Origin of the sequence: Neobacillus nitrireducens, assembly GCF_030915405.1 — a bacterium.
Classification (GTDB): domain Bacteria; phylum Bacillota; class Bacilli; order Bacillales; family Cytobacillaceae; genus Neobacillus.
This window is the reverse complement of the sequence record NZ_CP133262.1, coordinates 3,049,004-3,069,091: the sequence shown is the minus strand read 5'-3', so window position 1 is coordinate 3,069,091 and position 20,088 is coordinate 3,049,004. Positions and strand designations below refer to the sequence as shown.

The window sequence follows — 20,088 nt, the reverse complement described above, 5'->3', positions numbered from 1 at the left end:
AAAGTTGTTGACATTATGTTTTGCAAGTGATATATTAATAAAGTCGCTTTTTGGTGACGGAGTGGTTGTTCTTTGAAAACTAAACAAACAAAATCGTGCAAAACAAACAAAAATTTTTAGTTTCATTAATGAAACTAAGCCAACGTAACAAATGAGCTAATCAACTTTCTTGGAGAGTTTGATCCTGGCTCAGGACGAACGCTGGCGGCGTGCCTAATACATGCAAGTCGAGCGAATCACTTCGGTGGTTAGCGGCGGACGGGTGAGTAACACGTGGGCAACCTGCCTGTAAGACTGGGATAACACCGGGAAACCGGTGCTAATACCGGATAATCCTTTTCCTCTCATGAGGAAAAGCTGAAAGTCGGTTTCGGCTGACACTTACAGATGGGCCCGCGGCGCATTAGCTAGTTGGTGAGGTAACGGCTCACCAAGGCGACGATGCGTAGCCGACCTGAGAGGGTGATCGGCCACACTGGGACTGAGACACGGCCCAGACTCCTACGGGAGGCAGCAGTAGGGAATCTTCCACAATGGACGAAAGTCTGATGGAGCAACGCCGCGTGAGCGATGAAGGCCTTCGGGTCGTAAAGCTCTGTTGTTAGGGAAGAACAAGTACCGGAGTAACTGCCGGTACCTTGACGGTACCTAACCAGAAAGCCACGGCTAACTACGTGCCAGCAGCCGCGGTAATACGTAGGTGGCAAGCGTTGTCCGGAATTATTGGGCGTAAAGCGCGCGCAGGCGGTCCTTTAAGTCTGATGTGAAAGCCCACGGCTCAACCGTGGAGGGTCATTGGAAACTGGGGGACTTGAGTGCAGAAGAGGAAAGCGGAATTCCACGTGTAGCGGTGAAATGCGTAGAGATGTGGAGGAACACCAGTGGCGAAGGCGGCTTTCTGGTCTGTAACTGACGCTGAGGCGCGAAAGCGTGGGGAGCAAACAGGATTAGATACCCTGGTAGTCCACGCCGTAAACGATGAGTGCTAAGTGTTAGGGGGTTTCCGCCCCTTAGTGCTGCAGCTAACGCATTAAGCACTCCGCCTGGGGAGTACGGCCGCAAGGCTGAAACTCAAAGGAATTGACGGGGGCCCGCACAAGCGGTGGAGCATGTGGTTTAATTCGAAGCAACGCGAAGAACCTTACCAGGTCTTGACATCCTCTGACACTCCTAGAGATAGGACGTTCCCCTTCGGGGGACAGAGTGACAGGTGGTGCATGGTTGTCGTCAGCTCGTGTCGTGAGATGTTGGGTTAAGTCCCGCAACGAGCGCAACCCTTGATCTTAGTTGCCAGCATTCAGTTGGGCACTCTAAGGTGACTGCCGGTGACAAACCGGAGGAAGGTGGGGATGACGTCAAATCATCATGCCCCTTATGACCTGGGCTACACACGTGCTACAATGGATGGTACAAAGGGCTGCAAGACCGCGAGGTTTAGCCAATCCCATAAAACCATTCTCAGTTCGGATTGCAGGCTGCAACTCGCCTGCATGAAGCCGGAATCGCTAGTAATCGCGGATCAGCATGCCGCGGTGAATACGTTCCCGGGCCTTGTACACACCGCCCGTCACACCACGAGAGTTTGTAACACCCGAAGTCGGTGGGGTAACCGTAAGGAGCCAGCCGCCTAAGGTGGGACAGATGATTGGGGTGAAGTCGTAACAAGGTAGCCGTATCGGAAGGTGCGGCTGGATCACCTCCTTTCTAAGGAATAAAGCTGGACCTGTGAGCCAGACAAAACAGTTTGTTTGTGACGCGATCTTTGTTTGTTTAGTTTTGAGAGTACAATCTCTCAAAGCTTTTTTAATCGTTCTTTGAAAACTAGATAATCGTAAGAAGAAGTAAAGTAAACATCGAGTAAACGCCATTTTAGTTTTTCTCTCTTATGTAAGTAAGAGTTATAAACCTTTTAGGTTAAGTTAGAAAGGGCGCACGGTGAATGCCTTGGCACTAGGAGCCGATGAAGGACGGGACTAACACCGATATGCTTCGGGGAGCTGTAAGTAAGCTTTGATCCGGAGATTTCCGAATGGGGGAACCCACTGTTCGTAATGGAACAGTATCTTTACCTGAATACATAGGGTATGGAAGGCATACCCGGGGAACTGAAACATCTAAGTACCCGGAGGAAGAGAAAGCAAACGCGATTCCCTGAGTAGCGGCGAGCGAAACGGGACATAGCCCAAACCAAGAGGCTTGCCTCTTGGGGTTGTAGGACACTCAACATGGAGTTACAAAGGAACGGGGTAGATGAAGCGACCTGGAAAGGTCCGTCATAGAAGGTAAAAACCCTGTAGTCGAAACTTCGTTCCCTCCTGAGTGGATCCTGAGTACGGCCGGACACGAGAAATCCGGTCGGAAGCAGGGAGGACCATCTCCCAAGGCTAAATACTCCCTAGTGACCGATAGTGAACCAGTACCGTGAGGGAAAGGTGAAAAGCACCCCGGAAGGGGAGTGAAATAGTTCCTGAAACCGTGTGCCTACAAGTAGTTAGAGCCCGTTAATGGGTAATAGCGTGCCTTTTGTAGAATGAACCGGCGAGTTACGATCCCATGCAAGGTTAAGTTGAAGAGACGGAGCCGCAGCGAAAGCGAGTCTGAATAGGGCGTATGAGTATGTGGTCGTAGACCCGAAACCAGGTGATCTACCCATGTCCAGGGTGAAGTCCAGGTAACACTGGATGGAGGCCCGAACCCACGCACGTTGAAAAGTGCGGGGATGAGGTGTGGGTAGCGGAGAAATTCCAATCGAACTTGGAGATAGCTGGTTCTCTCCGAAATAGCTTTAGGGCTAGCCTCACGTAGTAAGAGTCTTGGAGGTAGAGCACTGTTTGGACTAGGGGCCCTCATCGGGTTACCGAATTCAGACAAACTCCGAATGCCAAAGACTTATCCGTGGGAGTCAGACTGCGAGTGATAAGATCCGTAGTCAAAAGGGAAACAGCCCAGACCACCAGCTAAGGTCCCAAAGTATACGTTAAGTGGAAAAGGATGTGGAGTTGTTTAGACAACCAGGATGTTGGCTTAGAAGCAGCCACCATTTAAAGAGTGCGTAATAGCTCACTGGTCGAATGACTCTGCGCCGAAAATGTACCGGGGCTAAACGTATCACCGAAGTTGTGGATTGACATCTTAGATGTCAGTGGTAGGAGAGCGTTCTAAGGGCGTTGAAGCTAGACCGTAAGGACTGGTGGAGCGCTTAGAAGTGAGAATGCCGGTATGAGTAGCGAAAGATGAGTGAGAATCTCATCCACCGAATGCCTAAGGTTTCCTGAGGAAGGCTCGTCCGCTCAGGGTTAGTCGGGACCTAAGCCGAGGCCGAAAGGCGTAGGCGATGGACAACAGGTTGATATTCCTGTACCACCTCTTTATCGTTTGAGCAATGGGGGGACGCAGGAGGATAGGGTAAGCGCGCTGTTGGATATGCGCGTCTAAGCAGTTAGGCTGAGAAGTAGGCAAATCCGCTTCTCACTAAGGCTGAGCTGTGATAGCGAGGGAAATTTAGTACCGAAGTTCCTGATTCCACACTGCCAAGAAAAGCCTCTAGCGAGATAAATGGTGCCCGTACCGCAAACCGACACAGGTAGGCGAGGAGAGAATCCTAAGGTGAGCGAGAGAACTCTCGTTAAGGAACTCGGCAAAATGACCCCGTAACTTCGGGAGAAGGGGTGCTTTTTGAGGTGAATAGCCTCGAAGAGCCGCAGTGAATAGGCCCAGGCGACTGTTTAGCAAAAACACAGGTCTCTGCGAAGCCGCAAGGCGAAGTATAGGGGCTGACGCCTGCCCGGTGCTGGAAGGTTAAGAGGAGGGGTTAGCGCAAGCGAAGCTCTGAATCGAAGCCCCAGTAAACGGCGGCCGTAACTATAACGGTCCTAAGGTAGCGAAATTCCTTGTCGGGTAAGTTCCGACCCGCACGAAAGGCGTAACGATCTGGGCACTGTCTCAACGAGAGACTCGGTGAAATTATAGTACCTGTGAAGATGCAGGTTACCCGCGACAGGACGGAAAGACCCCGTGGAGCTTTACTGTAGCCTGATATTGAATTTTGGTACAGCTTGTACAGGATAGGTAGGAGCCTGAGAAACCGGAGCGCTAGCTTCGGTGGAGGCGTCGGTGGGATACTACCCTGGCTGTATTGAAATTCTAACCCGCACCCCTGATCGGGGTGGGAGACAGTGTCAGGTGGGCAGTTTGACTGGGGCGGTCGCCTCCTAAAGAGTAACGGAGGCGCCCAAAGGTTCCCTCAGAATGGTTGGAAATCATTCGCAGAGTGTAAAGGCACAAGGGAGCTTGACTGCGAGACCTACAAGTCGAGCAGGGACGAAAGTCGGGCTTAGTGATCCGGTGGTTCCGCATGGAAGGGCCATCGCTCAACGGATAAAAGCTACCCCGGGGATAACAGGCTTATCTCCCCCAAGAGTCCACATCGACGGGGAGGTTTGGCACCTCGATGTCGGCTCATCGCATCCTGGGGCTGTAGTCGGTCCCAAGGGTTGGGCTGTTCGCCCATTAAAGCGGTACGCGAGCTGGGTTCAGAACGTCGTGAGACAGTTCGGTCCCTATCCGTCGTGGGCGCAGGAAATTTGAGAGGAGCTGTCCTTAGTACGAGAGGACCGGGATGGACGCACCGCTGGTGTACCAGTTGTTCTGCCAAGGGCATCGCTGGGTAGCTATGTGCGGACGGGATAAGTGCTGAAAGCATCTAAGCATGAAGCCCCCCTCAAGATGAGATTTCCCATAGCGCAAGCTAGTAAGAACCCTGAAAGATGATCAGGTTGATAGGTCAGAGGTGGAAGCGTGGTAACATGTGGAGCTGACTGATACTAATCGTTCGAGGACTTAACCAATTTTTAAAGCGAACTCGTTTTTACAACTTCTTCTGCATTATCTAGTTTTGAGGGAATGAAAAAAATTTATTTTTCCTCTTGAAAAATTTTAAAAAGGCATTATAATAAAATATGTCTTGAAAATAGTCTGGCAGTAATGGCGAGAAGGTCACACCCGTTCCCATACCGAACACGGAAGTTAAGCTTCTCAGCGCCGATGGTAGTTGGGACACGCGTCCCTGTGAGAGTAGGACGTTGCCAGGCTAAAATATTATTATTCCGCAGTAGCTCAGTGGTAGAGCTATCGGCTGTTAACCGATCGGTCGTAGGTTCGAGTCCTACCTGCGGAGCCATTTTTATGTAGATTGATATTTAGCTATGCTTCCATAGCTCAGTAGGTAGAGCACTTCCATGGTAAGGAAGAGGTCAGCGGTTCGAGCCCGCTTGGAAGCTTACCTATTTTAATAATAGTATGGCCCCTTGGTCAAGCGGTTAAGACACCTCCCTTTCACGGAGGTAACACGGGTTCGAGTCCCGTAGGGGTCACCAAAGTTTTTTCGCAGAAGCGAGAGTAACTTACATTCTGTGGAGGATTAGCTCAGCTGGGAGAGCATCTGCCTTACAAGCAGAGGGTCGGCGGTTCGAGCCCGTCATCCTCCACCATAATTTTATTATGTAAACTACTATACGCCGGGGTAGCTCAATTGGTAGAGCAACTGACTTGTAATCAGTAGGTTGGGGGTTCAAGTCCTCTCGCCGGCACCACTTTTTTAAAGTTAATATGGAGGGGTAGCGAAGTGGCTAAACGCGGCGGACTGTAAATCCGCTCCCTCCGGGTTCGGCGGTTCGAATCCGTCCCCCTCCACCATTATATTTTAAAAAAAGTTGGACATACTATATTTTATCACATCATTATTGGGCTATAGCCAAGCGGTAAGGCATCGCACTTTGACTGCGACATGCGTTGGTTCAAATCCAGCTAGCCCAGCCAGAGAGCCATTAGCTCAGTTGGTAGAGCATCTGACTTTTAATCAGAGGGTCGAAGGTTCGAGTCCTTCATGGCTCATATAATTACAGTAAAGGACTTTGGAGATAGAATCCAAGGTCCTTTATTCTTTCTATTTAGACCTTAAACCACGGATTGGTTTAAGGTCTTTTGTTTATATACGAGATTATATATCAATTTATCGTGATAACATTGATATGGTTCTCTGAATCCAGCTCCAGCGCCCAGCTGCTAGTGGACTTCGCTCTCCGCCCTACGATAAGTCAACATCGAATCACTAACGCTCTTCGTGTTTCCTTTATCTCAGTTGGAGCGCTCCAGTCCATAAGCAGCTAAACGGGCGCTTCCGCTTTTTATTCCGTATATATATACATAATTTTGTCGAGTTGAGTCATTGGTATGAAAGCGGTTAAAATAGAATAGATAAAGGGGTAGGAGGAATGAATATGAACAAGTTATCAATTATTGGAATGCCGATGGATTTAGGTCAAACGAGACGTGGGGTAGATATGGGGCCGAGTGCCATCCGTTATGCTGGGATTGTGGAACGACTAAAGCCACTATTTGATGAAGTACATGATCTTGGTGATATTCCAATTGGCAGACCTGAAGTAGTGGTGGATAAAGAATCCAATTTGCGGAATCTAGATTTAGTTGCCGAAAAAAGTGCGCTGCTTGCTGATAAAGTAGATAATGCAGTCCAATCTGGTGCGTTTCCGTTGGTACTTGGTGGGGATCATAGTATTGCAATTGGTACGTTAGCAGGGGTATCTAAACATTATAAAAACCTCGGTGTCATTTGGTATGATGCACATGGTGATTTAAATACTGCAGAGACAAGCCCATCTGGTAATATCCATGGGATGCCTTTGGCGGTAAGTATTGGGTTAGGCCACCAATTATTAACTGATATCGGTGGATATGGTCCAAAGGTTAAACCTGAAAATGTAGTCATTATTGGCGCAAGAGCGCTGGATGATGGAGAAAAAGATTTAATAAAAGAAATAGGAATCAAAGTTTACACCATGCATGAAATTGATCGGATGGGGATGGCGAAAGTAATGGAAGAAACCATCGCTTACCTGAAAGATAAGACAGATGGTGTCCACTTATCACTTGATTTAGATGGCTTAGACCCTAATGATGCTCCTGGCGTTGGAACACCAGTTATAGGTGGGATCAGCTACAGAGAAAGTCATCTGGCGATGGAGATGTTAGAAGAATCAAAGATTATTACCTCAGCGGAATTTGTTGAAGTAAATCCAATTTTAGACGAAAAAAATAAAACAGCAAAAGTGGCTGTTGAATTGATGGGTTCCCTATTCGGGGAAAAATTATTATAAAATTCTTAATGCTGCAAATCGAGGGAAAACGGGCGAACCTGTTGTTCTTACGAGTTGCAGCTTTTTTATATTCATTTTAAAATTAAAGACTAAAAAACGTTACTTTTCCTCCCTTCTTAAAATCTTTAAACTAATTATTGGGCCCTTTTAGTAAATTTTTGTTAATATTAAAGGTACTGAGAAGTTTTTTCGTGAAAACGAAACTTTTTTGCTATCGATACGTATTATCGATTAGCAGCAATGGAGCTGAGGTAACTTAATGGATGCAATAGTCAAAAAGAGAATCAAACAAGTAATCAAGGGTGATCAAGATGCCTTTGGTGAAATCGTTGAAATATATAAGAACAGTATTTATCAACTATGTTTCCGAATGCTTGGAAACCGTCATGAAGCAGAGGATATGGCACAGGAGGCTTTTATCCGTGCTTATGTTAATATCAAATCGTTTAATCAAGACTTGAAATTTTCTACTTGGCTATTTCGAATTGCTACCAATCTGTGTATTGACCGAATGCGTAAAAAGAAACCGGATTATTATTTAGATGCAGAAGTAGCAGGGGCGGAAGGGTTAACGATGTATTCACAGATTCCTTCGAATACACCGCTGCCAGAGTCAGAATTAGAAAGCTTACAGCTGCAAGAGGCTGTCCAGAAAGAAATCTTAAAACTGCCCGACAAATATCGGACAGCCATCGTATTGAAATATATGGAAGAGTTGTCCTTAAACGAAATAAGTGAAATTCTAGATTTACCCCTTGGAACGGTAAAAACAAGAATTCACCGTGGCCGGGAAGCATTAAGACAACAATTACGCTATGTGTGATAAGAGGTGAAACTGTTAATGTGTCCAGAACAAATCATCGAACTAATGCATGAATATTTAGATGACGAAATTACACCTGAGCAAGAAGGAGTATTAAGAGAACACCTCCAAAGCTGTAAAGAATGCGAAAGTTTATTTAACGAACTTAAAAAGACGGTCGCTTTTGTCAAAAGTATATCTACGATGCAGGCTCCAGACAATTTTACAGCCAACGTATTATCCAGGTTACCAAAAGAGAAACGAAGGATTTGGATGCAGCGCTGGATGAAAAACCATCCCTTGCTTGCTGCCGCTTCCTTATTTTTCATATTAATGATGGGAAGCTTATTCTCTACTTGGAATCAAGATAAAGACTTTTCTGTTTCGAAGCAAAAGAACTTAGTGGTAAGAAATAATACGGTCATTGTTCCTAAGGGTGAAACGGTAATAGGTGATGTTATTGTCCGAAATGGGAATTTGGATATAGAGGGTGAAGTCCAAGGTGATGTGACCGTCATAAATGGTGAGAAGTATTTGGCCTCGGCGGGGCATGTAACAGGGCAAATTGATGAAGTAAATGAGGTATTTGATTGGATTTGGTACCATATTAAAAAGACTACGCAGGATGTTTTGCAAATATTTGGAGACCAACCGGAAACTAAGTAAAAACAAATCACTCGGGCGGAGTGATTTGTTTTTTTAAGCTTATACATATAATAGGTACAACAGGTATTTATGATATAATAAATAGATTGTAATTTATATGTGTTAAAGAAAATTACGGAGGAAGAACAATGCCGTTTGCTGATTTCGAATTATGGAAGTATTTAGCTAGTATTGTTGATATTGCCCTCGTATGGTATGTCATTTACAAGTTGATTAATGTGATTAGAGGAACGAAAGCCGTTCAATTGCTAAAAGGCATTCTGGTTATCCTGCTAGTTAGAGTTGTCAGCGAGTTTCTAGGCTTCCAAACGTTAAGCTGGATGATGGAACAGGCGATAACATACGGGTTTCTTGCGATTATTATCATTTTTCAGCCGGAACTTAGAAGAGCTCTTGAGCAATTAGGCAGAGGGAAGTTCTTTTCGAGAAGTAGTAATCCGGATGAAGAAAATCCAGAAAAGACAGTTGAAGCGATTATTAAGGCAACGGACTATATGGCAAAGCGCCGTATTGGGGCATTAATCTCGATTGAGAGAGAAACAGGGATGGGCGATTACATAGAAACAGGTATTCAGTTAAATTCCAATATTTCTTCTGAATTGCTGATTAATATTTTTATCCCAAATACACCGCTCCATGATGGTGCAGTTATCATCCAAAGAAATAATGTCGCGGCTGCCGCATGCTATCTGCCATTATCGGAAAGTCCGTTTATTTCTAAGGAGCTGGGAACCAGGCATCGGGCCGCTTTAGGAATAAGTGAAGTAACGGACAGTGTTACAATCATTGTGTCAGAAGAGACAGGTCATATCTCGCTTACCAAGAACGGGGAGCTTCATCGCGCGATTAATACAGAGCAACTGAAAGAATTACTTACGAGTGAATTGTTCACTCATTTGAAGACAAAACAAGCTTCTTCAGCCCGTTGGAACTGGAGGGGAAAAAATAATGGATAAATTGATGGATAATCCCTGGTTTATTAAAATTCTTGCATTGCTTTTAGCTGTGCTTTTATATTCCTCTGTACCACATACAGGGAAAAAAATAACGGATGTAAATGTCCCCGGCGAGCAATCAACAGAAACCATAAAAAATATTCCTGTTAAGGTTTATTATGATACGAAGAATTTAGTGGTGTCTGGAATTCCAGCTACGGTTGATATCACCTTAAAAGGCCCATTAACGCATATTAAGTCTGCCAAAGCGCTAAAGAACTTTGAAGTTTATGTAGATTTATCAAAAGCTAATATTGGAAAGCAGAAGGTCAAGTTAAAAGTCAAAGATCTGTCTGATAAATTGACTGCGACTATGAAACCATCAACAGTGAATGTTTCCGTCCAGGAAAAGATCACGAAGGAATTTAAAGTAGAGGCAGAATTTAATTCGAGCCAAATAGAGGAGGGCTATTCTGCTGGACAACCAGTGGTCGAGCCCAATAGAGTGAAGATTACCGGTGCCAAAAGTGTCATCGACAGGATTAGCTATGTAAAAGCGACCCTTGAAGAAAAGAATAAACTGACAGAAACCATTTCAGAGGAAGCCAACATCCAGGTTCTTGACAAGGAATTAAATAAGTTAAATGTTGAGGTTAATCCGGAAAAGGTAGAAATCACCATTCCAGTAAAAAGTAATAGTAAGACTGTTCCGATAAAAATTGTGAGGAATGGTACCGCACCAAAGGGTGTGACGATTAAATCGATTGAAATCGATGAAAAGGAAGCAACGATTTCCGGGGATGTTAATGTTTTAAACAAAACGGAAAACGTTCGGGTTGAGGTCGATATCAGTAAAATCACCGACAACACCACACTAACTTTACCTGTTATTATCTCTAATGGTATTACGAAGGTTACCCCGCAAACAGTGAAAGCAACCGTTGTGGTTGAAAAAGAAGAAGAGAAAACAGTTTCAGATGTACCTTTAAAAATTCAAGGATTATCCGCTGAATATAAGGCAACCATAAATGACCCTGATAATCAGTTGGTAAATATATTAATAAATGGCCCCATTTCAGATGTTAACCGTGTGAGGTCTAAGGACTTTAATGTCTTTATTGATTTGTCCAGCCTTCAAGAAGAAGGGGTATATGAAGTGGACATTCAAGTGGAGGGCCCGACGACAGTTAAGTGGAAACCTAATAAGTCATCAGCGAAAATTACGATTGAAAAAAATAATGCATAATATCCAGCAATACATGTTGAAGGAGAGATTTTTATAATGGGAAAATATTTCGGGACCGATGGGGTACGCGGAGTAGCAAATAGCGAGTTAACACCTGAGTTGGCCTTTAAATTAGGTCGCTATGGCGGATATGTTTTAACAAAGGATACCGACCGTCCCAAAGTACTCATCGGGCGTGATACACGAATATCCGGTCATATGTTAGAAGGAGCCCTAGTGGCAGGGTTACTTTCCATTGGCGCCGAAGTTATGCGTTTAGGAGTCATTTCTACTCCGGGTGTTTCATTTTTAACAAAAGCCTTAGGTGCTCAAGCAGGAGTGATGATTTCTGCTTCTCATAATCCGGTGGCTGATAACGGCATTAAATTTTTTGGTCCTGATGGCTTTAAGCTATCCGATGAGCAGGAATTAGAAATTGAGGCACTTATCGATTTACATGAAGATCAACTGCCTCGTCCAGTGGGCTCGGATCTTGGTCAAGTCATGGATTATTTCGAAGGTGGTCAAAAGTACCTCCAATATTTGAAAAATAGTGTGGATGAAGAATTTACAGGTATCCATATCGCTTTAGATTGTGCACACGGGGCAACATCTTCTCTAGCAGCACACTTATTTGCTGATTTAGATGCAGACTTATCAACGATGGGAGCTTCACCGAATGGCCTAAATATCAATGCAGGCGTCGGATCAACACACCCAGAAGCATTGGCTGCCTTGGTCAAAGAAAAAGGCGCCGATGTCGGTCTTTCCTTTGACGGGGATGGTGACCGTTTGATTGCAATCGATGAAAATGGAACGATTGTAGATGGTGACCAAATCATGTATATTTGCGGCAAGTATATGAAAGAACAAGGTCGCTTAAAGCATGGAACGATTGTATCCACGGTTATGAGTAATCTTGGCTTCTATAAAGCACTTGAGGCACATGGAATCCATAGTGTACCGACTGCTGTAGGTGACCGTTATGTGGTCGAAGAAATGAAGAAAAATGGTTTTAATCTGGGTGGTGAACAATCCGGCCATATTATCTTCCTAGACTATAACACCACGGGTGACGGTTTATTATCAGGTTTACAATTGGTTAATATTATGAAGGCAACCGGCAAGCCTTTATCAGAGTTGGCAGGTGAAATGAAAAAGTTCCCGCAAAAGCTTGTCAATGTAAGAGTAACCGATAAACATCATGTAACCGACAATGCTAAGGTGAAAGAGGTTATTGAGCAAGTGGAAGCAGAAATGGCCGGGAACGGTCGAATTCTCGTGCGACCATCCGGAACTGAACCATTGGTCCGTGTCATGGCTGAGGCATCAACAGAGGAGCTTTGTGAATCCTATGTCAACCGGATCGTTGCAGTTGTAAAAGAAGAAATGGAATTAAAGGAATAAGAATATGTTAGGGGGACCCACACTAGTGAGTCCCTTTATGCATAGTTTATTATGTATTGTTTGATATTGGAAAAAAATATATATATTAGGTACTAGTTGACGAAGCATACCTAATCGTGTACTATGAAATTGCTTTGTTTCTTAAAGCGATTTTACCAATTTTACCTGGAAAGGTGGGCTGCGAGGGAGAGTTACCTTTTTTAAAATAAAGCGCCTGGACTTACCCAAAGTGGTTGGGTTAGTTGACGAGGAGGAGGGTTATCGAATGTTCGGCGGATACCTCCCGGTTGAACGTGCACAACCGAAAATTTCTTCTTTAAAACACAGAGGCAACTCTGTGCACAAAGAGAAGAAAATGCACATACTAATCGTAATGTTTCAACAGGTATAGACAGATACCTACTAAAACAGAGATAAGGGGGCAAGCATAAGCCTCCAAAGCATTCTTGCCCCCTATATCAGGGAGGAATAGAAAATGTGTGGAATTGTTGGATATATTGGAAATCATGATACAAAGGAAATTTTATTAAAAGGCTTAGAAAAGCTTGAATATAGAGGCTATGATTCAGCGGGGATTGCTGTTAAGAACGAAAATGGGGTTCATGTTTTTAAAGAAAAAGGTCGTATTGCTGATTTACGTAATATCGTTGATGAAACGGTTTCTGCAAACATCGGAATTGGCCATACTCGTTGGGCAACACACGGGGTACCTAGCCAGACAAATTCCCACCCTCATCAAAGCACATCCGGTCGGTTTACGCTTGTTCATAATGGAGTAATCGAGAACTATGACCTTTTAAAGCGTGAATATCTAGCAGATGCCAACTTCACGAGCGAAACAGATACAGAAGTCATTGTTCAGATGATTGAGTTATTCGTTAAAGAAGGACTAGAAGTATTAGAGGCATTCCGTAAAACATTAACGTTATTGCATGGCTCCTATGCGCTTGCCTTATTAGATGCACAAGATAATGAAACCATTTATGTTGCCAAAAACAAAAGCCCTCTATTAGTTGGATTAGGGGACGACTTTAATGTGGTTGCCAGTGATGCGATGGCGATGCTGCAAGTAACGAATCAGTATCTAGAATTAGTGGATAAAGAAATCGTTCTTGTTTCAAAGGATGAAGTGATCATTCAAAATCTTAACGGAGAAATCATCAGCCGTAAGCCATATACAGCAGAACTTGATGCAAGTGATATCGAAAAGGGAACCTACCCCTACTATATGTTAAAAGAAATTGATGAACAGCCGCTTGTGTTGCGTAAGATTATTCAAACCTATCAAAATGAGCAAGGGGAATTAACAATTGACCCCGAAATCATCCATGCGATGAATGCTTCTGATCGTGTCTACATTATTGCAGCTGGAACTTCTTATCATGCTGGTCTTGTTGGCAAGCAGTTCATTGAAAGTATCGCAAAGGTTCCTGTGGAAGTTCATATTGCTAGTGAATTTGTTTACAATATGCCGCTTCTAACAAAGAATCCGTTGTTCATCTTCATTTCGCAAAGTGGGGAAACGGCAGATAGTCGTGCGGTTCTTGTAAAAGTAAAAGAAATGGGTTATCCAACGTTAACCATCACCAATGTTCCAGGTTCAACCCTTTCTCGTGAAGCGGATTATACACTTTTGCTGCATGCGGGTCCTGAAATTGCCGTTGCTTCTTCGAAAGCCTATACTGCACAACTAGCTGTGCTGGCTATTTTGGCTGAAGTGACAGCAAAAAGTCAAAATATCACTGTGGATTTTGATCTAATTCATGAACTTGGAATTATTGCAAACGCTATGGAAGTTCTTTGTGACTCCAAAGAGTTGATTGAGCAAATTTCAAGAGAATATTTAGCAGTCACACGTAATGCTTTCTTCATTGGCCGCGGTATCGACTATTATGTAGTTTTAGAAGGTTCTTTGAAATTGAAGGAAATTTCTTATATACAAGCTGAAGGTTTTGCTGGTGGAGAATTAAAGCACGGTACCATTGCTTTAATTGAAGAGGGGACTCCCGTATTCGCTCTTGCTACCCAAGCAGGCGTAAACCTAAGTATCCGTGGAAATGTGAAAGAGGTTGCTGCCCGTGGCGCAAATACTTGTATCATTTCAATGAAGGGGTTAGAAATGGACGAAGATAGCCTCGTCATCCCAGAAGTACATGAATTATTAACACCACTTATCTCTGTCATACCTATGCAATTAATAGCTTATTACGCAGCCTTGCACCGTGATTGCGACGTTGATAAACCGCGTAACCTAGCTAAATCAGTAACAGTTGAGTAAGCGTAAATAAGTATTTAAAAATCGAAGAGAGAACAGGCATCTAGCCCTGTTTCTTCTCTTCGATTTTTTTGCATTTTAAAGAATTATTAATGTTGTCAACAATCATAATGACAAATTGCATTTTTGTAAAAATAGATATGTCTTTGGAAACGCTTTATTATAAAGATAGAAATTATAGCAGATTATATTTTAATAAGAGGGGGACAAAATAATGAATGAAAAAGTTAATGATAAATCAGATGTAAAAGTCAGAATTCAAAAAATGGGTAGTTATTTAAGTGGTATGGTCATGCCGAACATTGGAGCAATTATTGCTTGGGGACTTATTACCGCCTTATTTATTCCAACTGGCTGGTTACCAAATGAAGATATGGCTAAATTAGTTGGGCCGATGATCACGTTCTTACTGCCACTATTAATTGGTTTTACTGGTGGTAGAATGGTTTATGATATTCGTGGTGGTATGGTCGGTGCAACAGCGACGATGGGTGTTATCGTTGGAACTGACATTCCGATGTTTTTAGGAGCCATGATTATGGGACCTCTTGGTGGTTACGTTATCAAGAAGTTTGACCAGGCTATCCATGGGAAAATAAAATCAGGCTTTGAAATGCTTATTAATAACTTTTCTGCAGGTATTCTTGGCGGTGCGTTAACTTTAGTAGCATATAAAGGTGTTGGACCAGTTGTTGAAGCATTGAGTAAGGTTTTAGCTTCAGGTGTACAATTTATTGTCGACCATCATATGTTACCATTAGCGAACATCTTTATTGAACCAGCAAAAGTACTTTTCCTTAATAACGCCATTAACCATGGTATCTTAAGTCCTTTAGGGATTGAGCAAGCAACAAAAGCAGGAAAATCAATTCTTTTCTTACTAGAAACTAACCCTGGTCCTGGTTTAGGGATCTTACTAGCGTTTATGCTTTTTGGTAAAGGTACAGCAAAACAAACAGCTCCTGGTGCAGTAATTATCCACTTCTTGGGTGGTATTCACGAAATTTACTTCCCGTATATCTTAATGAAACCTATGTTAATCTTTGCAGCTATGGCTGGTGGTGTGAGTGGAGTCTTTACATTTAACCTTTTTGGTGCAGGTCTTGTCGCAGCACCATCACCAGGTAGTATCTTCGCTCTTATGGCGATGACACCAAAAGGAAATTACCTTGGGGTATTGGCGGGTGTGCTTGTAGCAACTGTTGTTTCCTTCGCCGTTGCATCATTAATCTTGAAGACAAGTAAGTCGAAAGATGAAGATTTAACTTCTGCTACAGAAAAAATGGAAGAAATGAAAGGCAAAAAAAGCTCTGTTTCTTCAATGTTAACTAGTGAAAAAGCTATTAATGCAGAAACGGTTAATAAAGTTGTCTTTGCTTGTGATGCTGGTATGGGTTCAAGTGCGATGGGTGCTTCTATTTTAAGAAATAAAATGAAGAAAGCTGGTATAGATGTCACTGTCATTAATACAGCGATTAATAATTTACCAAGTGATGCCGATGTAGTCGTAACCCACAAGGATTTAACGGATCGTGCCAAAGCAAAGCTTCCAAGTGCAAATCATATTTCAGTAGAAAATTTCCTAAATAGTCCTCGTTATGATGAATTAGTTGAAGCTTTAAAGAAATAATAGAACAAATACCTAGCCGATGTGCTAGGTTTTTGTTTATTTTAATCATGTCAACAACTTCTATGACGAACTTGGATTATCCTCTTGTTGTATAAAGGCTTTTGCTGAATTAATATTAACTTGTGGATATTAATTATAATTTTGGCAACATCTGATGATTGGGGGACGAGGATTAAAATACTTTACACGGAGTGAGATCATGTATATTTCTGCACGAGAAAGACAAATTCTTGAAATCTTGTTAACTGAAAAAGACGAGATAACCGTGAAAGACCTCGCAGATCAAATTGGGGTGAGCGGTAGAACCGTTCATCGAGATTTAAAGAATGTTGAAGACATATTAACAGAATATGACCTTACCTTACAAAAAAAGTCAGGCGTAGGCGTTCAAATTAGCGGAAGTAAGGAGAAAATTGGCGAGCTTGAACTATTTTTGTTTAATCTTTTTCATACCGAATATACTCCTGATGAAAGACAAACAATCATTTTGTGTGCTTTGTTGGAATCGAATGGGCCGGTAAAGCTATTAGGCCTCGCCAATGATCTAAATGTTACCATTGCAACGGTTAGTGCTGATTTAACGAAATTGGAAGAAAGATTACAAACGTTTGGATTAGCATTGATTAGAAGAAGAGGCTATGGGGTTGAAATTGAAGGCGACGAAGGTGCGAAACGAAGAGCGATGAGTAATTTAATTTCTGAGTACCTCGATGAATCAGAAATTCTTTCACTAGCAAGAGAAAATATTCAAAAGCGGTCCACACAGCAAATTAATACAATTTCTGAAAGACTTCTCGGGCTGGTGGAAAAGAAAAAACTGCTCACCGTTGAAAAAATCGTGGAATCAATCATTCAGGATTTACCTTTTAATATAGCGGATAGTGCCTTTATTGGTTTGGTTGTTCATTTGGCCTTGGCGGTTGAACGGATTCAAAAAGGGGAAGGGATCAAGATCAACCATTCTTACTTAGAGAATCATCAATCATCGAAGGAGTATAAATTTGCAGAAAAAATTGTCGCTCAATTGGAGCAAGTTTTTCAAATTGAAATTCCAGACGCAGAGATTGCCTATATTACGATGCACTTAAAGGGTGCGAAGCTCAGACATGATAATGAATATTTAATTGAGGATTCCAGTTTACAAATAGCCATTAAATCGAGGAATTTAATGGACATGGTTGGGAAACGAGTGGGATTAGACTTAACAACTAATCGTTCCCTATTCGAAGGGCTGGTTGTTCATTTAAAGCCTGCCATCTATCGAATTAAACAAAAGATGGGGATAAGTAATCCCTTATTGGATAAAATTAAGCGAGATTATGCCGAATTATTTGCTACTGTTAAACAAGCAGTTGAACAGGTGTTTCATGAGTTTTATGTTCCAGATGAGGAGATTGGTTATCTGGTCATGCACTTTGGTGCGGCTATCTTAGCTAACAAGGATATCCTTCAATTAAGAACATTAGTTATTTGTTCTAGTGGAATTGGGACGTCTAAGATGCTTGCAACGAGATTACAACAAGAGTTCCCGGAGCTAAAGCAAATCCAGAATGTATCAGTTATGGAATTTAAGAAAATGAAAGCAGATAACTACCAACTGATTATTTCAACGATCCCGATTCCTGATTACCACTTGGATTATATATTAGTTAGTCCAATCTTATATAAAGATGAAATCGAGAAGATTCGCTCATTTATTAATGAACAAATCATCATTAATGGATCGGAAAAGAAATTTCCAGTTCCCTTAATTGATAAAATAAGTAAGAAAAATACAAGGATGCTCATCGAAGAAATGAAAAGCATTCAGGGATATGCCAAGACAATTGCTGCGATCTTAGAAGGATTTGCGTTAATAAGAATGAATGACGAAAAGACAGTAACAGCAATTATGAATCGAGCATGCAAAGAATTATTAGTCAATAAAAAGATTAATGATATTGAAGCAGTCGTCGATGCAATATTTGAAAGAGAAAAACTCGGGGGTTTAGGCATTCCTGGTACATCAATGGCTTTATTCCATGCACGGTCAGCTCATGTAATCACACAAACATTCACAATCTATGTCACTCAAAAACCGATTGAGGTTGTAGGGATGGATCAAAAGGAAATGGAAATAAAGTCAATCGTATTAATGTTATCTCCTGAGGAAACAGCTGAGAGCTCATTAGAAGTCCTGAGTTATCTTAGCTCCTTGCTAATTGAAAGTGAAGAGAGTATTTCTGTATTCCAGTCGGACGATAAGGAAGAAATATTAGCCTATCTCACCGTAAGATTTGATCAATTTTTTACTGAGAAATTAAACATTTTAAGGAGTGTATAAATATGTCAAAAGCAATCTTAGCAAAAGAAAATATTCTATTAAATGCAGTAATAGGTTCAAAAGAAGAAGCAATAAGGTTAACAGGAAGCATTCTTGTGGACAAAGGGTATGTAAATGCAAACTATATTGAAAAAATGCTTGAAAGAGAAGAACTAACTACTACCTATATGGGGAATTTTGTTGCAATCCCACATGGTACGGAGGATTCCAAGCCATTTGTGAAGGAGTCAGGGATTTCCTTTATTCAGGTTCCTCAAGGGGTTGATTTTGGTAATGGAAATATCGTCAAGCTGCTAATTGGCATCGCCGGTAAAGATAATGAACACCTAGACATTCTATCAAGTATTGCCATTGTATGTTCCGAAGAAGAAAATATCGAAAAACTTGTCGCTGCAAAATCAGCCGATGAGATTTTAGCCATTTTTGAAGAGGTGAACTAAATGTTAGCGATTCATTTTGGTGCCGGAAATATTGGCCGCGGCTTTATTGGTAATTTATTATATCATTCAGGCTATGAAACTTGCTTTGTTGATGTCAATCGTGAAATTGTGGACTTGCTCAATGAAAAGAAGGAATATCGCGTGGTTCTTGCAGAACCAACACAAGCGGAAGTCGTTATCAAAAACGTAAGGGCGATTAATAGTGCGCTAAACCCTGAACAAGTAATCGACGCAATTGCTGAGGCTGATCTTGTAACGACAGCTATTGGTCCCAACATTTTACCGTTTATAGCGAATTTGTTGGCAGATGGTTTACGGAAGCGGATGGAACGAACCGATAAGCCGCTCAATATTATCGCGTGTGAAAACATGATTGGCGGTACATCTTTTTTAAAAGAAAAGATTTATGAAAAACTAACTGCAGATGAAATAGCACAATTTGAAGGGCGATTTGGTTTTCCAGATTCTGCTGTTGACCGAATTGTTCCAAATCAAGTCAATGAAGACAAGCTAATGGTTAAGGTGGAGCCCTTTTATGAGTGGGTGGTCGAAGAGCCGAAAATTATTGGCGAGAAGCCGCCAGTTAAGGGAATAACTTATGTTAAGGAATTAGTTCCCTTCATTGAACGGAAGTTATTCACAGTGAATACTGGTCATGCCCTAGCAGCCTATTTTGGCTATCATTATGGAATGGAAACTATTAATAGTGCAATGGCAAATAAGCAAATAAGTGAGTTAGTAGAAGGCGCACTGAAAGAAAGCGGCGCATTTTTAGTTAAGAAATACGGATTTAACGGAGAAGAGCATAACAAATATATTCAAAAGATTATAGGACGCTTCTCAAATGAATATATTATTGATGAAGTAACCAGAGTCGGACGTTCCCCAATTCGTAAGCTAGGGCCAAATGATCGACTTGTGAGCCCTGCTAGACAATTTGTAGAAGTGTTCGGTACGGAACCGACATTTCTTCTGAAGGGAATTGCGGCTGCACTTTCTTACGACGTTCAAAGTGATGAGGAAGCAGTACAGGTCCAAACGACAATCCGTGAACAAGGAATTGAAGCGGCGATCATGAAGTATACCGAGCTTGATTCCACATCGATTTTATTTAAAGGGATTGTTGAGCAATATCAGCAATTGACATGAACCGAACAAAAAAGGTCCTGAACTGACATACAAAGACCCAAACCAAAATAGGTTTGGGCCT

At 42.3% G+C, this 20,088-nt stretch carries 11 protein-coding genes, 8 tRNA genes and 3 rRNA genes; all 22 read left to right on the top strand.

Annotated elements, in window-relative coordinates; all coding sequences use genetic code 11:
* Positions 1–166 precede the first annotated feature (166 nt).
* The 22 genes from RCG22_RS14740 to RCG22_RS14635 all read left to right on the top strand — a co-directional run bounded on the left by RCG22_RS14740 (position 167) and on the right by RCG22_RS14635 (position 20,027).
* A 16S ribosomal RNA gene (locus RCG22_RS14740) occupies positions 167–1,704 on the top strand.
* 208 nt (positions 1,705–1,912) lie between these two features.
* Positions 1,913–4,847: ribosomal RNA gene (locus RCG22_RS14735) — 23S ribosomal RNA — on the top strand.
* 126 nt (positions 4,848–4,973) lie between these two features.
* Positions 4,974–5,090 (top strand): 5S ribosomal RNA (gene rrf / locus RCG22_RS14730).
* The 16S, 23S and 5S rRNA genes sit together here with 8 tRNA genes alongside, the layout of an rRNA operon.
* Before the next feature lie 14 nt (positions 5,091–5,104).
* Positions 5,105–5,179 (top strand) — tRNA-Asn (locus RCG22_RS14725).
* A gap of 27 nt (positions 5,180–5,206) precedes the next feature.
* Positions 5,207–5,279, top strand: a tRNA-Thr gene (locus RCG22_RS14720).
* Between the two features lie 21 nt (positions 5,280–5,300).
* Positions 5,301–5,375, top strand: a tRNA-Glu gene (locus RCG22_RS14715).
* 38 nt (positions 5,376–5,413) lie between these two features.
* Positions 5,414–5,489 (top strand) — tRNA-Val (locus tag RCG22_RS14710).
* 26 nt (positions 5,490–5,515) lie between these two features.
* A tRNA-Thr gene (locus RCG22_RS14705) sits at positions 5,516–5,591 on the top strand.
* Positions 5,592–5,609: 18 nt separating this feature from the next.
* Positions 5,610–5,694, top strand: a tRNA-Tyr gene (locus RCG22_RS14700).
* Between the two features lie 48 nt (positions 5,695–5,742).
* Positions 5,743–5,817 (top strand) — tRNA-Gln (locus tag RCG22_RS14695).
* Positions 5,818–5,819: 2 nt separating this feature from the next.
* A tRNA-Lys gene (locus RCG22_RS14690) sits at positions 5,820–5,892 on the top strand.
* A gap of 386 nt (positions 5,893–6,278) precedes the next feature.
* A complete protein-coding gene (rocF, locus tag RCG22_RS14685) occupies positions 6,279–7,175 on the top strand; it encodes an arginase (RefSeq protein ID WP_308103601.1) in 897 nt (298 codons plus the stop codon).
* Between the two features lie 259 nt (positions 7,176–7,434).
* Positions 7,435–7,998, top strand: a complete 564-nt coding sequence (sigW, locus tag RCG22_RS14680) for an RNA polymerase sigma factor SigW (protein WP_066249483.1) — start codon at positions 7,435–7,437, stop codon at positions 7,996–7,998.
* An 18-nt stretch (positions 7,999–8,016) separates the two neighbouring features.
* Complete coding sequence (locus RCG22_RS14675) at positions 8,017–8,643, top strand: zf-HC2 domain-containing protein (protein WP_308103600.1); 627 nt, start codon at positions 8,017–8,019, stop codon at positions 8,641–8,643.
* 128 nt (positions 8,644–8,771) lie between these two features.
* Positions 8,772–9,599: a diadenylate cyclase CdaA gene (gene cdaA / locus RCG22_RS14670; RefSeq protein WP_098262689.1), complete on the top strand. Its 828-nt coding sequence runs from the start codon at positions 8,772–8,774 to the stop codon at positions 9,597–9,599.
* Positions 9,592–10,824 carry a CdaR family protein gene (locus tag RCG22_RS14665; RefSeq protein ID WP_308103599.1) on the top strand — a complete coding sequence of 411 codons (1,233 nt, stop codon included), beginning with the start codon at positions 9,592–9,594 and terminating at the stop codon, positions 10,822–10,824. The genes cdaA and RCG22_RS14665 overlap by 8 nt, the downstream gene beginning before the upstream one ends.
* 36 nt (positions 10,825–10,860) lie before the next feature.
* Positions 10,861–12,210, top strand: coding sequence for a phosphoglucosamine mutase (gene glmM, locus RCG22_RS14660; RefSeq protein ID WP_098262691.1), 1,350 nt, complete (start codon positions 10,861–10,863; stop codon positions 12,208–12,210).
* Between the two features lie 475 nt (positions 12,211–12,685).
* Positions 12,686–14,488: a glutamine--fructose-6-phosphate transaminase (isomerizing) gene (gene glmS / locus RCG22_RS14655; protein WP_308103598.1), complete on the top strand. Its 1,803-nt coding sequence runs from the start codon at positions 12,686–12,688 to the stop codon at positions 14,486–14,488.
* A 211-nt stretch (positions 14,489–14,699) separates the two neighbouring features.
* Positions 14,700–16,115, top strand: a complete 1,416-nt coding sequence (locus RCG22_RS14650) for a PTS mannitol transporter subunit IIBC (RefSeq protein WP_308103597.1) — start codon at positions 14,700–14,702, stop codon at positions 16,113–16,115.
* A gap of 199 nt (positions 16,116–16,314) precedes the next feature.
* Positions 16,315–18,438 carry a BglG family transcription antiterminator gene (locus RCG22_RS14645; RefSeq protein WP_308103595.1) on the top strand — a complete coding sequence of 708 codons (2,124 nt, stop codon included), beginning with the start codon at positions 16,315–16,317 and terminating at the stop codon, positions 18,436–18,438.
* A 2-nt stretch (positions 18,439–18,440) separates the two neighbouring features.
* Positions 18,441–18,878, top strand: a complete 438-nt coding sequence (locus RCG22_RS14640; RefSeq protein WP_308103594.1) for a PTS mannitol transporter subunit IIA — start codon at positions 18,441–18,443, stop codon at positions 18,876–18,878.
* Positions 18,879–20,027, top strand: coding sequence for a mannitol-1-phosphate 5-dehydrogenase (locus tag RCG22_RS14635; protein ID WP_308103593.1), 1,149 nt, complete (start codon positions 18,879–18,881; stop codon positions 20,025–20,027).
* Positions 20,028–20,088 lie beyond the last annotated feature (61 nt).

Excerpts from the sequence above, each read along its gene's own strand:
- rocF (WP_308103601.1), top strand. The coding sequence starts at position 6,279 with ATGAACAAGTTATCAATTATTGGAATGCCGATGGATTTAGGTCAAACG.
- glmM (WP_098262691.1), top strand. The coding sequence starts at position 10,861 with ATGGGAAAATATTTCGGGACCGATGGGGTACGCGGAGTAGCAAATAGC.
- RCG22_RS14635 (WP_308103593.1), top strand. The coding sequence starts at position 18,879 with ATGTTAGCGATTCATTTTGGTGCCGGAAATATTGGCCGCGGCTTTATT.
- cdaA (WP_098262689.1), top strand. The coding sequence starts at position 8,772 with ATGCCGTTTGCTGATTTCGAATTATGGAAGTATTTAGCTAGTATTGTT.
- RCG22_RS14665 (WP_308103599.1), top strand. The coding sequence starts at position 9,592 with ATGGATAAATTGATGGATAATCCCTGGTTTATTAAAATTCTTGCATTG.
- sigW (WP_066249483.1), top strand. The coding sequence starts at position 7,435 with ATGGATGCAATAGTCAAAAAGAGAATCAAACAAGTAATCAAGGGTGAT.
- RCG22_RS14675 (WP_308103600.1), top strand. The coding sequence starts at position 8,017 with ATGTGTCCAGAACAAATCATCGAACTAATGCATGAATATTTAGATGAC.
- RCG22_RS14640 (WP_308103594.1), top strand. The coding sequence starts at position 18,441 with ATGTCAAAAGCAATCTTAGCAAAAGAAAATATTCTATTAAATGCAGTA.
- glmS (WP_308103598.1), top strand. The coding sequence starts at position 12,686 with ATGTGTGGAATTGTTGGATATATTGGAAATCATGATACAAAGGAAATT.
- RCG22_RS14650 (WP_308103597.1), top strand. The coding sequence starts at position 14,700 with ATGAATGAAAAAGTTAATGATAAATCAGATGTAAAAGTCAGAATTCAA.
- RCG22_RS14645 (WP_308103595.1), top strand. The coding sequence starts at position 16,315 with ATGTATATTTCTGCACGAGAAAGACAAATTCTTGAAATCTTGTTAACT.